We start from the raw sequence: 16,220 nt of genomic DNA on the forward strand, positions 1-16,220 counted from the left end.
CTCTCCAGTGGAATTATGAAGTGTAGTTTTACATGCATTTAACATGCCACATATGCTTAAGTGATATAACAGAAGGAACTAGGTGAAAAGGTGGCTGTTAGATGAAACTAAGTAAAGAGGAAAAATCATGGATTTTATATGACTGTGGAAATTCGGCTTATTCGATGGCGGTTACAACGGCTTTACTGCCTATTGTATTTGGGATGTTTTCGAATGTTAACAACAGCATGGATTTGGGGTATTTTAATTCCATAGCGAGTATTCTGGTGGCCATCCTTAGCCCGATTTTAGGAACGATGGCAGATTATAAGGATAAGAAAAAACGCTTCTTCATATTTTTCTCATTGATCGGCGTGATAGCTACTGCTTCGCTGGCTTTCGTTGCACCTGCGAGTGGGCAGTGGCAGTTATTGATTGTATTTTATATTTTGTCGGTCATAGGATTTGCCGGGGCCAATATTTTTTATGATTCTTTTCTGGTGGATGTAACCACGGATGAAAGGATGGATAAGGTATCCTCAAAAGGGTTTGCTTTTGGATATATCGCCAGCGTTATTCCATTCGGTATCAGCCTACTGCTGATTCTGTTTATGGGGATGGATAAATCAATCGGCTATCAGATTGGATTTATAATCACTGCCCTTTGGTGGGGACTGCTGACCATGCCTATGATCAAGGATGTGCAGCAAAGATATTACATAGAACCTGAACCCAAACCGGTCATTAATAGCTTTATAAGACTGGGAGACACGTTTAAAAATGTCAGACAGCATAAAGTAGTATTTGTATTCTTGATCGCCTACTTTCTCTATATTGATGGGGTAGATACGATTATTAAAATGGTAGTGCCATATGCCACATCGGTACTGGGTGCGGATGCTTTTGATACCTTTACTTTACTGGGGATCTTATTAGTTATCCAGATCATCGCATTTCCGTGTGCTATCCTGTACGGTAATCTTGCCAAAAAATACTCAGCTAGAACGATGATCATCGTGGGGATTTTTACATATATCATATCTTGTATCGCTGCTTACTTTATTACTTCAGTGTGGCATATATTTATTCTGGGAGCGCTAATTGGATCTGCCCAGGGAGGGATTCAAGCGCTTAGCAGATCTTATTATGCGAAGATTATTCCTAAGGAAAAATCCAATGAATTCTTTGGCTTTTACAATATCTTTGGCAAGTTTGCGGCGATTGTGGGTCCTGCTGTAATGTCATTAACAACTACCCTAACAGGCAACGCTAAATTTAGTATTTTAGCGATTATCCCACTATTCATTATTGGATTCTTCGTATTTATAACTTTACCAAAAGAGAAGCTTGAACAAGATGAACCGAAGGGACTTATCCTATGAAGTCAAGCAAAGAACAAACGGCAATGGCCAAACATCTGATTGTCATCTCTTACGATGCCTTTTCAGAAGACCAATGGGAAATGGCCAGCCGTTTTCCAAACCTATCGAAATTGATTAAGAACGGAGCGCATAGTAATCAATTAAAAAGTGTATATCCCACGCTCACTTATGTGGTACACACTACGATAGCAACCGGTGTATATCCAGATAAGCATGGTATCCACCATAACAATCCATTTCAGCCGTTTGTGAAGGAAAAGGAGCAAAGCTGGTTCTGGTTCAGAAATGCGATAAAGGTGCCCACGATTTATGATGCTGCGCGCGAGCATAACATGAGTACCGCAGGAATCCTCTGGCCGGTATCAGGGAAATCCTCAATCCAATATAATATCCCTGAAATCAGAGCCATCAACAACGAAAATCAGGCACTGAAGGTGTTAAAAAGCGGGAGCCCGTTATATTGCATTGAAATGGAGCTGAAATATGGACGGCTTCGAAAAGGAATTGAACAGCCTTATCTGGATGACTTCACGACAAAGTGTGCGATGGAAACGATTAAGCGTAAAAAGCCTAATCTTCTTATGATGCATTTGATTGATCTGGATGACGCCAAGCATGTCTACGGTACTGACAGCGATGAAGTGAAGCGGGTAATCACACGTATGGATAAGAGATTAGGTGATATTATGCAAGCAGTGGATGAAGCCGGGATAAAGGATGACACGGTTTTTTTAGTTTTGGGTGACCATGGCCAGTTCAATGTTCGGTACAAAGTGCATTTGAACAACCTTTTGCAGGAAAAAGGGTTGATCTATAAAGAGAACGGCGAAATGAAGTGGAGAGCTTACTTTCAGTGTGGGGGCGGATCCGCTTATCTGCATATTAAAGAAGGTGATGAAGAAGCTGAACAATTAGCGTTAGCTGTTATTCAGGAATATCTGGATGATGACGCTTCAGGTATAGAGGAAGTGTATACTAGAGAGCGGCTGAATCAACTTCATGTGGGCCCATCTACTAAATATATGCTTGAAGCTAGGAGAGGCTATTGTTTCGATGAGAGCATGGATGAACCTACGATTGTTGATTTGGACAAACAAGGGATTAAATATGCTACGCATGGCTACTCTCCCGATAAAGAGGATTATAGATGCAACTTGGTGATCTCAGGGAATAAGGTGAAAAGTGATTTTCCTATAGGGGATCTCAAAATGGTAGATATAGCTCCTACGATGGCAAAGATTTTAGGGATTGATTTTAATCCTTGTGACGGAAGACCTTTAGATGAAATTTTCATTTACTAAAGTAAGCAGTGAGAAAAGCATTCATAATTACTAGATAACGCGTTGGTAGAGAAGAGCCGTACTCTCGCCAGCGCGTTATTTGTTTACCCAGAAGAAGGAGGAGGGCTTGTAGTTGGTATAGATTGAATATAGATAAAGTCGGAATATTTACTTGAGCGATATCCATATACAATGGAATTAAAATGGAGTAAGAGGAGAATTGGATATGGATGCTGATATTAGACAAAAAATTCTAAATAAAAATGACAGACTAATTAGTATGGTTATTGAACGTGCTAAGAGAGATTTTCCTGATGACATTGCAATCATTGGGCTTACAGGTTCTTTCAGTACCGGAGATTTTCATGAAAAAAGCGATCTTGATCTAATTATAATTAATAACACGGCCCAAGGATGGGGAATATCTTCGTGTTTTATTCTGGAGGATGTTGGATACGACATCTATTGTACGCCATGGGAAACAAGGATAGAAGATCAAGCGAATCTTGAGAGCCCAATGATTTCGTGTCTGATAGATTTAGAGCTGTTATATTGTGCGAAACCCGAATATCTGGAAAAGCTAAACTTATATAAACAAAGAGCTCTCGATGCTTTGGCTAAGCCTATAGGGAGTGAATGTATTAGTAGAGCGAAAAAGAATATAGACATAGCAAAACAAGAATATACGAATACATTACTTTCTGAAGATATCGGAGCAGTGAGGTATGCTTCATGCGAAGTTGTATACAATTCGGTAAATGCTCTAACACATTTGAACAATACCTATTTTAAAAGGGGACTTAAGAGATATCTGGAGGAAATAGCTACGTATCGTTATGTTCCTGATGATTTTGAAAATATATATATGGCTGTGATCGATGCGAAGACTATCGTTGAAATCAGAAGTGCATCATATAGATTTTTAGAAAGCGTCAATGATTTATATAATAAAATGTATAAGGATTTTGTGATTCAGCCTGTCCCAACCTATGATAATCTTGGTGGCACCTTTGAGGAATTATGGTGTAACTGCCGCAATAAGGTTATAGCAAGTGTGGAATTAAATGATAAATCTTATGCTTATTATGCAGCCATGGGCATACAAAATTTTCTTGATGAAATGACAGAATCAAGGGGAACAAAAAAGTTTGATATTATGCAGTATTTTGATTCAGATCATCTGCATTTATTTAAAGAGCAGTTCCTGCAGGTTATGGATGAATATCTTGAAGAATATAATAAGGTGGGAAGGAAAGTTGAACGATACGATACTTTTGAGGAATTATATAACGAATACATGAAGGTGTGATAGAGAAGATTACCAGATTACGAATTTTCGTAGTCTGGTTTTTTCATTTTTTATGGAACGATAAGATTATTTTAAGTCATATGGGTAAAATAATAGATATCATACTAGCGGCGTCTGATTTGCCAAAGTGGTGACATTTATTATAGACTGTTTTTTGTCGGCTTTTGTCCAGTGGATGTTTTTCACTTGCAGTGATATAAAAAACTAATTTGAAGTGGGGAAATGGAATGCATGGAATAAGACAGCATCAAAAATCAAATAAGCTGAAGATATTTTCAAAAGTCATATTAATTATTATAGGCGCACTTATAACTTCATATGGCCTGGAATCCGTATTAATACCTAACAATGTTTCAGATGGTGGTGTTACAGGCCTAAGTATCGTTGGCTCACAGCTGTTTGGATTACCGTTAGGGCTGCTAATTGTTATAATTAACATCCCATTTGTTTGGTTAGGATATAAGCAAATTGGTAAAAGCTTTGCTATTTATTCCATTATCGGTATTGCCTCACTAGCCATTGGTACAAGCCTAATGCACCATGTGCCAACGATTATTGAAGGAGATACATTATTAATTACTGTTGTAGGCGGGATTATTATCGGTTTTGGTATGGGTTTAGCGTTACGTAATGGTGGAGCGTTAGATGGGATCGACATGTTGGCTGTATTGCTTTCACGAAAAATACCTTTTGGGACAAGTGATCTAATCTTATTCCTAAACATGTTTGTCTTTATTGTTGTTTCAACTGCATTTGGTCTACAAGGGGCGATTCTATCCGCACTTGCTTATTTTATTGCTTCTAAAGTGATTCATATCGTTGAGGAAGGTTTGAGCGGATCTAAAACTTTCAAAATCATCACCGTTCAACCGGAAATTATGGTGGAAACGATTCGTGACCGATTGGGACGTGGGGCAACCTATACTGATGCATACGGTGGTTACTCCAATGAACAATTCAAAGAAATTACCTGTGTAATTAACCGTCTGGAAGAAAGCAAAATCAAGGAAATCATTCATGAAATTGACCCTAACGCTTTTGTCGTAGTATATGATGTAGCAGAAGTTAAGGGTGGTAATTTCAAAAAGCATAATATTCACTAATTACGATCCTGAATTGCATCTCCTTCAGTGTTTGACAAATGCATAAAATGTAACTATTATTGTTGCATCTGATTAATGCACTTGTTGCTAGCCGGGTAGTATGGCAAAAGGAGAGATTTATAGTGAACATCAGCACCCGATTTGCGGTAGCCATTCATATATTAACGTTAATCGACAGTAATAAAGAGGGTAAAAGTACCTCGGAGTGGATAGCTGGTAGTGTGAACACCAACCCTGTAGTTATCCGCCGGCTAACTAGTATGTTGCAAAAAGCAGGACTGGTAACGGCCCGCCCCGGAGTCGCAGGAGCCTCACTTTCACGTAGTAGCGCTGAGATTACACTACTTGAGATTTACAAGGCAGTAAACGCGGTGGAGGAGGATTCGTTGTTCTCGGTTCATGAGCACCCTAACCCGGATTGTCCAGTCGGCAAAAATATAGCCAGCGCCATTGTGCCGGTATTCTCGCTCGCGCAAAAGGCGATGGAGAATGTCCTTCAGGAGGTTACTTTGGAGCAGATTGTGAATGAAATGCCTGAAATATAACCACTCCATATCGCAACGTAGAATGAAGACCACAACATGTGCTAACGTGATTGTGGTCTTTTTTTATTGGAAACATATTAAGAGGCTCCGAATGGCTCGGGTCAGGAGAGTAGTGACTTAAAGAAGGGAAGTAGGGCGTAATCATAGAATCTGTATTTAGAAGGCATAAAACAGATAATACTTCATATAGGGAAACTCTAATATGCTGAAGTGGAAAATGAACGGAGGATTTACAGTGGAACAAATCGCATTAATCTCAGATATTCATGGAAATATCCCGGCTTTGACAGCCGTATTAGAGGATATTAAGCAGCGTGGAATTAGCAGGATATTTTGCCTAGGTGATATTGTTGGTAAAGGACCAAATTCAGATCTAGCCGTTGATATCATTAAGAACAATTGTGAAATCAGTGTTATGGGAAACTGGGATGATTTAATGAATCAGGATGTTGATTTTGAAATGGCCCGGTGGAGTCGGAATTTGTTAGGTAAAGACCGCCTCGCTTATTTAGGTACATTACCGTTCTCGATTGAGTTTATGATGAGTGGTAAGTTTATCCGATTATTTCATGCTTCACCGCGAAGCTACTATGAACGGATTCAGCCTTGGGACGATTATGAGAAGCGGCTGTCTATGTTTGGTTGTTCTGATCTCTGCCAGGAGAAGCGACAAGCGGATATCGTAGGTTATGGGGACATTCACAATGCTTTTATACAACATTTAGAAGGGAAGACTTTATTTAATGTTGGCAGTGTGGGGAATCCTCTAGATGTCACTCAGGCATCTTATGTGATTTTGGAGGGGGAGTATGGAGGCCTGACAACAGCATCTTTGAATATACAATTTGTAAGAGTTCCTTATGATATTGAGTTAGCCATTCAACAAGCCATAGATGCGGTTATGCCAGCTACAGAGCCCTATATTCGAGAGCTTAGAACTGCGCAGTATAGAGGGAATGCGCGGGGATAGAAGATGAGCTTTCGAGCGGTAACCTTGATTCACAACATCAAAAAGTAACGGAGGGAACGAATTGAAGCTTAGTCATGTATTTGAGCAATTCCCTACTTTAGAAACCGAACAACTAACACTGAAAAAAATTGAAGTTAGTAACCTTGAAGAGGTATTTGGAATTTATAGCAATGATCAAGTGTTTGAGTACTGCGGAATTATTCCGAAACATAATAAAGATACAGTAAAGAATATGATCGGACATTTCGAACGTGATTTTAATAAAGGGTTAAGAGTGAAGTGGGGAATTTTCCGTAAAAATAATCCGTACATACTGCTAGGTATCATCGAAGCTATGGATTTTAATCAAAAAGTGGATATGGTCACGATTGGTTATTTTTTGGCGGAGTCTTATTGGGGAAAAGGGATTGCAACTCAGGCCGTTGAAATGGTGAAAAAATATTTATTTGAGACGGCAGAGGTCAATCGAATCCAAGCTGAAGTCATGCCTTTTAATGAGCGGTCCAAGCGGGTCCTTTTGAAAAGTGGCTTTATGAAAGAGGGGACGTTAAGACAAGCCCATGTATGGTCAGGTAAAGGGCTCATTGATTTGGAGATTTACAGCATTCTTGCAGAGGAATACGGAAAGGGAGAAAACAGATCCTAGTGAAAGTAGGGGAGATTATGGGGACTATCGTGGTAATCGGTGGGGGAGAGCTAATCGATTTAGAAACACTTGAAATGGATCGTGAAGTTGTGAAGTTAACCCAGAAAGCTAATCCGAAAGCGTTATTTATTCCAACAGCTAGTAGTGATGCACCAGGTTATTGTGATACGTTCAACAAAGTGTACGGCGAGATTCTAGGATGTGAAACAAGTCATTTATTGCTTGTGAGCCAAACCTATACCCATGAAGAAATCGCAGAGTTAATTATATCCGCGGATCTGATTTATGTTGGTGGTGGTAATACCCGAAAGATGCTGGAGATTTGGAAAAATACCGGCGTAGATGCTCTTCTAAAAGAAGCGTACAACTCGGGGACTATTTTGGCAGGGCTGAGTGCAGGTTCCATTTGCTGGTTTGAATATGGGCATAGTGACTCTGAAGCGTTCGACGACCAAGGGAACTGGCAGTATATTAAGCTTGAAGCGATGGGGATTCTGCCAGGTATTCATTGTCCGCATTATAATGAGGATATTCGGGTTGAGGATTTTTCGCGTATGGTAAAAGACGGAGGTTTGCTCGGAATCGCAGTGGATAATAACTGTGCCATCATCTACAAGGATAATGAATATAAGGTGATGTCGACAAGAGAAGAATCTAAAGCCTACCGTGTGATGGACTCAGAGCAAGGTGTTGTCGTTACGCAAATCGAAGAACACCCAAGCTACAGACCTCTTCATGAAGTGTACGGTGGAGGTGATCAATGAAGTCTAATCAAATCTCAATTATCGTGGCGAGTCTTATTCTAGGGATTTCATTTATTATTGGATGTTCAATAACTAATGGCGATAAAGAGTTGGAAGTTGATCAAGACCAGACTCCATCCATAGTAACGGCAGATAAGCTTTTGATGGATATTAAAGAGACGGCCTTATACTTAAATCTGACTGAAGATCAAGTGATGAATATTATTAAAACGGAGCATGAGAATTTAAGTAGATCGGGCATTTTTGAAGGGACTATGTTCCCTTATATCAGAGTTGGTAATGAATATCTTTTTAACAAAGACTTATTGACAACATGGGTTTCGGATGCCTCCTTAAATAGGAGGGTTTATCTAAACCGACAAACGAAATAAGGTATTAATCGGATAAGGAAGGTGCTCTCTATTAAACTACTGTTTGTCTGCAGCCAGAATCGCTGGCGGAGTTTAACTGCGGAGAAGATATTTCAAGGAATTGATGGTCATGAAGTGAGATCTGCTGGAACAGAGGATCATGCCAGAATCAAACTTTCTGAAGGACATGTGGGCTGGGCGGATGTTATTTTTGTGATGGAGAAGAAGCATGTTCGAAGAATTCAAGATAAATTCAGAGACGGTGTAATCGGCAAAAGAATAATTTGTTTGAATATATCAGATGATTATAAGTATATGGATGAAGACTTAATTGGACTTCTTGAATCCAGTGTATCTGAATATTTACAGGAATGGCACTCCTAAGGATGAGGTGTTCTTATGAATCATGTTTGGCTGTGAATCAGTCAGCATGATTTTTTTGTTGGTAATTGACAAACATATAGAAGGTAACTATACTAAAGATAGTTAATTTGTAACTGATCAAGTTACAGGAATAGTGGGAGGAAATATAATGACAACTAAAACAACACTTCATCCGGACGTAGAGATTGGTCTGGTACAAATTAGAGTAAGTAATTTAGAGCGTTCGCTCACCTTTTATCAGAACGTGGTGGGGTTAAGTGTCTTGCGGCAATCTGGCCGTGAGGTGGAAATGACTGCTGACGGTCATAATGTGTTATTGATTCTGCGGGAGATTGAGAATGCAAAGGTTCTTCGTCCGAACTCAGTGGCTGGATTGTATCATTTTGCTATCCTTGTTCCGGATCGTCCTAGCTTGGGACTCGTTGTACGCAATTTGATCGCGTTGGGAATTGAAGTGGGTCAGGGAGATCATTTGGTGAGTGAAGCACTGTATATTCAGGACCCGGATAACAACGGAATCGAAATTTATAGAGATCGTCCTAGGAATACATGGAAGTATGATGCGGAAGGGCATGTAATGATGACAACGGACCCAGTGGATGTAGATGGTTTGTTGGCGGCTTCTGAAGGCTTACAATGGAACGGGCTGCCAGCTGGAACGGTGATCGGACATGTACACTTTCATGTGGGTAATTTAACTAAGGCGAAGGAGTTCTACGTTGGTTTGCTTGGTTTTGATCTAGTAGCTAATTATGGCAGTGCGGCAATGTTTATCTCAGCAGGTGGGTATCATCACCACATTGGATTGAATATATGGGCAGGGCAAGGCGCACCTGTGGCACCTGCTGATGCAGTAGGAATTGATTATTTCACCTTACTTCTTCCGAATGAAGAGGAGCGTACGTCTGTAGTGGAGCGTGTTAAGCAGGCGGGTTACACCGTTGTTGAAGAGAATGGAGCCCCTACATTCAAAGATCCATGGAACATTGGAATCAGACTTATAGTGAAAAGTCATACGAAATAACTAATCACCAATCGAATTCACCTTTTTCTGGATAGAAAGAACTATCCATTTTTGTCCATTTATTTTATAATATTTGGAAAAAGATGGGCGGAAGGGTGAAGGTTGTTGGAATCATTCAAAATGGCGTATGTGATCCTTTGTCACAAAAATCCTGAGCAGATCAATATGCTAATCGATAGTTTAACTAATGACTCCGTCGAGTTTTTCCTACATGTCGATCAGAAGAGTGGTATTGAAGGTGATATTACTCATCGTAACGATATTCATTTTGTGAAAGAGCCTATTGATGTAAGGTGGGGGCATTACAGTCAGATTGAATGTGTTTTGAAGTGTTTTGCGCTGATCAAAGAACATGGGAAATTCAATTATATCCACATCATAAGTGGTCAGGATCTGCCCTTAGCTTCCAACGAAGTTATTCTTGATTTCTTTAAGAAGAATCAGGGGGACGAATTTGTAAAGTATCAGCAATTACCGAATACTTCTGAAACGTGGGGATGTTATGAGAGGGTGTCGGTTTATTATCCTAGATTCCTGATCTCAAGAACCAGGCGTATGGCTGCCATTAGGATGAGGTATATTAAAGCAGTAATGAACGTTCCATTCTTGCAAAGAAGGTTGGGTGTTCTGCCAAAATCGCTGTATAAAGGCTCTAACTGGATGTCTATTACAGGTGAATGTATGGAATACATCATGGAGTTTACTTCTACTTCTCCAGAGTATGTTAGATTTTTTAAGAACACATTATGTGGAGATGAAATCTTCTTCCATACGATTATTTTGAATAGTGGGTTTAAGAACAATGTACGGAGTGAAATTAAGAGGTATACAGACTGGGAAACAGGACCGGATTATCCAAGAACACTAACGATAGAAGATTATGACCGGATCACTCGTACGGGTACAGAATGCTTTTGGGGAAGAAAGTTTGATCTCGATATCGACAGAACCATCGTTCAGGATCTCCTTGATATAAATACTAAAGTAAAAACATCGTAAACATATACAGGAGGAAATAATATGAAAATCGCAGTTGTAGGAGCAAGTGGAAAAGCCGGAAGCCGAATCACTCAGGAAGCGCTAGATAGAGGCCATGAAGTTACAGCCATTGTACGGGATGCATCGAAAGTTGCAAATCGTAAGGCAAAGGTCATCGAAAAGGATATATTTGCACTTACCGCTGAAGATTTGAAGGGTTTTGATGTTGTTGTGAATGCTTTTGGAGCACCATTTGGACAAGAGTATCTGCATGTGGATGCCGGAAATGTGCTTATTGAAGCATTAAAGGATGCCCCTAATACAAGATTGATTGTAGTTGGAGGTGCGGGAAGTTTATATGTAGATGAAGCTAAGACGCTTAAAGTGGTAGATACCCCTGATTTCCCTGACTTTATCAAGCCAACGGCTACGAATCAAGGGAAGAACCTGGAGATCCTGCAAGGTACAGACTCGCTGTCTTGGACCTTCGTTAGTCCATCCGCTAATTTTGCAATTGGGACAAGAACGGGTTCTTATGTGAAAGGCAAAGATCATCTGCTTGTGAATTCCAAAGGTGAGAGCTATGTCAGCTATGAAGATTATGCGATTGCTATTGTAGATGAAATTGAACAGCCGCAGCATATTCGTGAACGGTTTACAGTTGTTTCGGAATCATAAGTGAGTATAACGAGTAAGGACTATATATAAAAAGAAAGCAGAGCCAGATAAGGGCTCTGCTTTCTTGCATCAGTCTATTCTCTTGCTTCCGCAATTTCAGCAATCCGTTTGTTTGCGTTTCCGCGATAAATTCCGCCATGATAGCAAATGACCGTTTCAATCTCATACTCGGCGAACTTTGTCAGAGAGATTAAAGCTTGCTTCATGTCAGGCGTTGCCGAAGGAGTGGGGCCGTGCAGCTCATCGCCTTGAACGGTAAGAGCATCCGCGGCAATTAGCGTACGGCTATCATGATGGTATAGACTCAGATGTCCAGGGCTATGTCCTGGTGTATGGATAATCGTAATTCCACCGGCAAGAGGCAGTATATCCCCATCCACTATGGTTCGATCTACTCTTCCTTTAGGGGGATGAGATAACACGGATAGGAAAGCGCGGCGCCATTCCTCTGGTACATGAGGGGGGATCATGGCTTCTGCCGCAGCTAAAGCTTCAGGGGTGTGTTTAAGGAGCATTCGCTCTCCTTCAATATAAGGCTGCTCGATTTCATGAGCCAGAACTGTCAGTTCTAGACATTCTTCTGACAGTAAATCAGGTAAGCTCCCGATGTGATCTAGATCTTGATGTGTGATGATTACGGTGCGCAGTTGTTCCCAAGGCACGTGGGTTTCTTTTAGAGCTTCTTTGAATTTTGGGAGCAGGCCCGGAAATCCAGTGTCTACGAGTACAGCAGAATTTTGATCCCAGAGCAGCGTGGGGTAAATCGTGTCACTCCCGCCCATAACCTGTGTTGTAATCTCTAACATTTCTATTCCACTAGCAATATGCATAAGATCCCTCCATGATTGATGATAAGAGCGATGCCGTTAGGCTAATGCATATAATACTTAAAATAAAATGTAATTTCAATAGCGTAATTTATTATTATAACATAAATAAATATTTTTGTCAATATATATCTGATGTATTTTTTGTGTAATTTCTAGGGGACATTATTGTTGAGAACTTCTATTTCTATATTTTTCCCTTACCCGAAGCTTTACGATATAATAACCAAATAAAAAAGGGAGTTGATGTGGTTTGGAGACTTTTCTAGTTGTACTCGTCCTACTGGGCCTTATCGCAATTTCCAACATCATAAACCGATTTATTCCCTTTGTGCCAATACCGTTAATTCAAATTGGTCTGGGTGTAATGGTTGTGTTAATGCCTTTGGGAATACATATGACATTGGAACCAGAGCTGTTTTTCGTATTGTTTATTGCACCGCTTTTGTTCAATGATGGGAAACGGACGCCAAGAAATGAATTATGGAACTTACGGGGTCCGATATTAATGCTGGCGCTGGGATTGGTTTTTGCTACGGTGCTTATTGCTGGATATTCGATCAACTGGATGATTCCAACGATCCCGTTAGCAGCTGCATTTGCTCTGGCAGCGATCTTGTCACCTACAGATGCAGTCGCGGTCAGCGCAATCGCTGGAAGAGTGCATCTTCCTAAGAGTATTCACCGCATTCTAGAGGGCGAATCATTAATGAATGATGCTTCCGGGCTTGTTGCCTTTAACTTTGCCATTGCTGCAGCAGTTACGGGTATGTTTTCTTTACCGAAAGCCTCCATTAGCTTTGTAATTATAGCTGCAGGTGGGTTGATCGTTGGGGCATTATTGGCTTTTCTTCTGATTCGGCTAAGCGTAATTATTCGCAGACTGGGGATGGAGGATATCACAGTGCATGTGCTACTGCAAATCCTAACTCCTTTTATTATTTATTTGATCAGTGAAGAGATAGGGGTATCTGGCATTTTGGCAGTGGTTGCAGGGGGAATTATTCATGCGGTTGAGAAGGACCGTGCCGTATCTCCGCAGTATAAGCTACAACTGGTATCCGCTAGTACATGGTCTGTTCTGCTCTATATATTGAATGGCCTGGTCTTTCTTATTCTTGGCTTATCTATTCCAGATGTTATTGAAGTGATCTACCGTGATACGGCCGTGGATAATCTTATAGTTGTAGGTTATGTATTAGCCATTACTTTGCTGCTGTTTGTACTACGGTTTGTATGGGTGTATGTGTTCTCTTTAGTAGGATCTCGTCTGCGAAAAATGGAGAAGTCATCTGTTAAATCACTGTTAATCCTCACGATTTCAGGAGTGCGTGGAGCGGTTACCTTAGCCGGTGCGTTCTCGATTCCCTTTTTTCTTGGGGATGGGTCACCATTTCCTGAGCGTGATTTAATCATCTTTATCGCCGCAGGTGTTATTCTAATGTCGCTGCTGATCGCTAGTATCTTTTTGCCAATTCTAGCAGGTAAAGAAGAGCCAGTTGCCGAATCAGGTGAGACAGGAGCCGAGCAGGCGGCCAAGTCTAAAGTTATTGCTGCCGGTTTAACCATGCTGCAAAGTATGATGACAGAAGAAAGTAAGGAATCCGCACAACCGGCTTTGAGTGAATTTAGAGAAAAGGTTTATAGTCTTAACCGTGAGGACCAATCGAATGATCCAGCACTCGAGAACTTCCGCCGACTGGGTGTTGAAGCGAGGATTGTGGGTCTGCAAGCTGAACGTAAAGAACTGAACCGATTGCTAGAGAGCAATGAGATTCCCGCCTCAGTGGCTCAGAAGCTGGGAGAATTCTTGGATCATAGTGAGGTCTTTTTAGCCAGAAGTCTAAATTCACAAATCAGAATATCGATTACCGAGATTAGACGGCTGTTTGCGGGAATGTTCTCAGGACAGAATGAAGGGGAAGCTAGCCAACAAATGCTGCAACAGGCTGAGTGTGCTAGAGAAGCGAAAATTGCCATGGCCCATGCTGCTATAGCTGCTATTAATGTCTGTAAGAATGAGAACAACCGAAGTGCGGCCGAGAAGGTTGCATGCAGTTATGAACAGTTAATTTCTCGTTTGGAGCAAGGGAAAGGCTGGACAAAGGATGGGCTTGTTGATGATCAAAAGCTTGAAATGAAGCTGAAAGCCATTCAAGAGCAGCGGGATAAGGTGCAGCAAATGTATCAGGATGGAACCATTAACCGCAAGCTAGCCGGTAAATTACGCAAGTTCGTAGATCATTTAGAGACATCGATTTGGGAGGATTAGCTGTGCTGAACACCACGGCATCTTTTCACACGAGCCTTATTCGCTAGCTATCAGAAAATTATAGGGGGAGTCCAGATCTGAAACTTGCGGAAGCGTTAGTGAATCGAAGTGATCTAACCCGTAAAATCGTGCAGCTAAAGCAGCGGCTGGAGCGAGTCGTTAAAGTTCAAGAGGGTGAGGATCCGGCTGAACAACCTGAAGCTCTTTTGCAGGAGTTAGAAAGAGCTGTGAATGAGCAGACGATTTTGATCCGAGTGATCAATCGATCGCCGATGCGCTAGCGGAACGGGACAAAATGCTACAGCTACGCAAGCTGTTTAGCGATTTGCTTGAACAGACTTCCATTACTCAGGATCGTTACAGTCGCTCGGAGGTTCGTTTTCAAAGAACGGTAGATGTCGCTCAGATTCAGAAGCAGATGGATGAGTTGAAGTTGGAAAACTGACAGATGCCGGGAACGGGGATGTTTTTGCTGTGGTTTAGCTTTTTCATAACATGAAGTGGCTCTATTAGGATAGGTATATTCGTCATATATAATGTGAAAAAATGTCGAATAATGTTGAATTAAATGGATTGAAATTTGCATGAAAGACCTGTTTTGCCTATATTAACGCTTGTTATCCTGTATAATTTACGAATACGCGGATTACTTAACCGCTGTTCAATTCTTAAGTTGATTATTCAGGATGAGCGTGTGATTCACTGGTCTGGAATTCTTGGCCCTTGTCTCCTCATTCATTCTACTATTCCTTTTTATGAGAGAGAGAAGTGACAAATGACCATGAAATCAATTGCCTGGGTAACCGACAGTACAAGTATCATAGATCCGGAGTTCGCTAAGAATAATCATGTATATATTATTCCGTTACGGATTATTATTAACAACGAATGTTATAAAGAGAATATAGATATTACGATCGATGACTTCTATGAGAAAATGCGCCAGCATGAAAAGGTAGGCAGCTCACAGCCTCCAATCGGTGAGTTTATTGAGCTATACGAACGGTTGAAGGAAGAATACGATGAAATTATTGCTGTACATCTTTCTTCAGAGCTCAGTGGCACTTACAATGCTTCGATGCAAGGCGCCGAAATAGCGGAGGCCAATGTAATTGGAATTGATGCCAAGGTTGGCGCTTATCCAATCCGAGAAATGATCATGCGCGGTATACATTGGCAGAAGAAGGGTCTTTCTGGACTAGAAATTAAAGCGAAGATTGAAAATATTATTGAGAATATGTCCTTTTACTTAATTCCTGCAAGCTTGACACAGCTTCATCGCAGTGGACGTGTTTCTGGATCACAATTTGTACTTAGCCAATTGCTGCGTATAAACTTGCTGCTTCGTTTTGACGAAGGGAAGGTCGTTGTTGTGGAGAAAATCCGTACAATGAAGAAGACGCAACAAGCGCTTTTGGAGATATTTAAACAGGATGTAGGGCTTGTTAGTGATGTATGTATCATGCATTCGAATAATTTAGAGATGGCACTCAAGCTAGAAGAGGACATCAAAGCAATGGCGCCTGACATACGAACTGAGATTATGACCTATATTCCTGCTGTGGCTGTTCATGCGGGTGAGGGTACTGTAGGGCTGTCCTGGATCAAGAACACTAGCATCAATAGTATTCATCCGGGTGCTGCGCCTTTAGTCTTCCCTGAAGCGTTATTTGCATAGAGATGAACAAAGAAATCGCTCCTTGGGAGATGGATGGGTGACCACCATTGT

The 16,220-nt window shown here is 40.9% G+C and carries 18 protein-coding genes; 17 read left to right on the forward strand and 1 reads right to left on the reverse strand.

The genetic code is table 11. The features are described from left to right. The first annotated feature begins 101 nt into the window (after positions 1–101). The 13 genes from MKX41_RS04765 to MKX41_RS04825 all read left to right on the forward strand — a co-directional run bounded on the left by MKX41_RS04765 (position 102) and on the right by MKX41_RS04825 (position 11,392). On the forward strand, positions 102–1,361 hold the full coding sequence (locus MKX41_RS04765; RefSeq protein ID WP_339247299.1) for an MFS transporter: 1,260 nt from the start codon (positions 102–104) through the stop codon (positions 1,359–1,361). After that, the gene (locus MKX41_RS04770; RefSeq protein WP_340968921.1) at positions 1,358–2,662 is read left to right on the forward strand and encodes an alkaline phosphatase family protein; all 1,305 of its coding nucleotides are present in this window, start codon (positions 1,358–1,360) and stop codon (positions 2,660–2,662) included. Before MKX41_RS04765 ends, MKX41_RS04770 begins: the two co-directional genes overlap by 4 nt. 205 nt (positions 2,663–2,867) lie before the next feature. Next, entirely contained in the window at positions 2,868–3,950 is a 1,083-nt protein-coding gene (locus MKX41_RS04775) for a nucleotidyltransferase domain-containing protein (RefSeq protein WP_340968923.1), read from the forward strand. Between the two features lie 227 nt (positions 3,951–4,177). Next, entirely contained in the window at positions 4,178–5,053 is an 876-nt protein-coding gene (locus MKX41_RS04780) for a YitT family protein (RefSeq protein WP_179085712.1), read from the forward strand. 122 nt (positions 5,054–5,175) lie between these two features. Then, positions 5,176–5,598 carry an Rrf2 family transcriptional regulator gene (locus tag MKX41_RS04785; RefSeq protein WP_340968924.1) on the forward strand — a complete coding sequence of 141 codons (423 nt, stop codon included), beginning with the start codon at positions 5,176–5,178 and terminating at the stop codon, positions 5,596–5,598. Between the two features lie 235 nt (positions 5,599–5,833). Then, entirely contained in the window at positions 5,834–6,568 is a 735-nt protein-coding gene (locus tag MKX41_RS04790) for a metallophosphoesterase family protein (RefSeq protein WP_149644562.1), read from the forward strand. Between the two features lie 61 nt (positions 6,569–6,629). Further along, on the forward strand, positions 6,630–7,214 hold the full coding sequence (locus MKX41_RS04795) for a GNAT family N-acetyltransferase (RefSeq protein WP_042187237.1): 585 nt from the start codon (positions 6,630–6,632) through the stop codon (positions 7,212–7,214). A 17-nt stretch (positions 7,215–7,231) separates the two neighbouring features. Further along, positions 7,232–7,978: a Type 1 glutamine amidotransferase-like domain-containing protein gene (locus tag MKX41_RS04800; RefSeq protein WP_340968926.1), complete on the forward strand. Its 747-nt coding sequence runs from the start codon at positions 7,232–7,234 to the stop codon at positions 7,976–7,978. Beyond that, complete coding sequence (locus MKX41_RS04805; RefSeq protein WP_076282983.1) at positions 7,975–8,349, forward strand: hypothetical protein; 375 nt, start codon at positions 7,975–7,977, stop codon at positions 8,347–8,349. Before MKX41_RS04800 ends, MKX41_RS04805 begins: the two co-directional genes overlap by 4 nt. 30 nt (positions 8,350–8,379) lie before the next feature. Further along, positions 8,380–8,712 carry a low molecular weight protein tyrosine phosphatase family protein gene (locus MKX41_RS04810; protein WP_179086694.1) on the forward strand — a complete coding sequence of 111 codons (333 nt, stop codon included), beginning with the start codon at positions 8,380–8,382 and terminating at the stop codon, positions 8,710–8,712. Positions 8,713–8,860: 148 nt separating this feature from the next. Further along, positions 8,861–9,736, forward strand: a complete 876-nt coding sequence (locus MKX41_RS04815) for a VOC family protein (protein WP_340968928.1) — start codon at positions 8,861–8,863, stop codon at positions 9,734–9,736. Positions 9,737–9,841: 105 nt separating this feature from the next. After that, on the forward strand, positions 9,842–10,735 hold the full coding sequence (locus MKX41_RS04820; protein WP_340968930.1) for a beta-1,6-N-acetylglucosaminyltransferase: 894 nt from the start codon (positions 9,842–9,844) through the stop codon (positions 10,733–10,735). 21 nt (positions 10,736–10,756) lie between these two features. Next, complete coding sequence (locus tag MKX41_RS04825; protein WP_340968931.1) at positions 10,757–11,392, forward strand: NAD(P)-dependent oxidoreductase; 636 nt, start codon at positions 10,757–10,759, stop codon at positions 11,390–11,392. Between the two features lie 74 nt (positions 11,393–11,466). On the opposite strand, the gene MKX41_RS04830 is transcribed toward MKX41_RS04825, so the two are convergent. Further along, positions 11,467–12,222: an MBL fold metallo-hydrolase gene (locus MKX41_RS04830; protein WP_340968932.1), complete on the reverse strand. Its 756-nt coding sequence runs from the start codon at positions 12,220–12,222 to the stop codon at positions 11,467–11,469. Positions 12,223–12,472: 250 nt separating this feature from the next. Here MKX41_RS04830 and MKX41_RS04835 point away from each other — a divergent pair, with 250 nt between their 5' ends. From MKX41_RS04835 to MKX41_RS04850, 4 genes are all read left to right on the forward strand, one after another. Then, entirely contained in the window at positions 12,473–14,491 is a 2,019-nt protein-coding gene (locus MKX41_RS04835) for a Na+/H+ antiporter (protein WP_340968933.1), read from the forward strand. Between the two features lie 77 nt (positions 14,492–14,568). Next, the gene (locus MKX41_RS04840; protein WP_340974820.1) at positions 14,569–14,772 is read left to right on the forward strand and encodes a DIP1984 family protein; all 204 of its coding nucleotides are present in this window, start codon (positions 14,569–14,571) and stop codon (positions 14,770–14,772) included. Positions 14,773–14,786: 14 nt separating this feature from the next. Further along, complete coding sequence (locus MKX41_RS04845; protein ID WP_340968934.1) at positions 14,787–14,936, forward strand: DIP1984 family protein; 150 nt, start codon at positions 14,787–14,789, stop codon at positions 14,934–14,936. Positions 14,937–15,266: 330 nt separating this feature from the next. Beyond that, positions 15,267–16,169 carry a DegV family protein gene (locus tag MKX41_RS04850; RefSeq protein WP_331281430.1) on the forward strand — a complete coding sequence of 301 codons (903 nt, stop codon included), beginning with the start codon at positions 15,267–15,269 and terminating at the stop codon, positions 16,167–16,169. Positions 16,170–16,220 lie beyond the last annotated feature (51 nt).

The sequence above is a fragment of the Paenibacillus sp. FSL R5-0475 genome (assembly GCF_038004585.1).
Lineage (GTDB): Bacteria > Bacillota > Bacilli > Paenibacillales > Paenibacillaceae > Paenibacillus_AQ.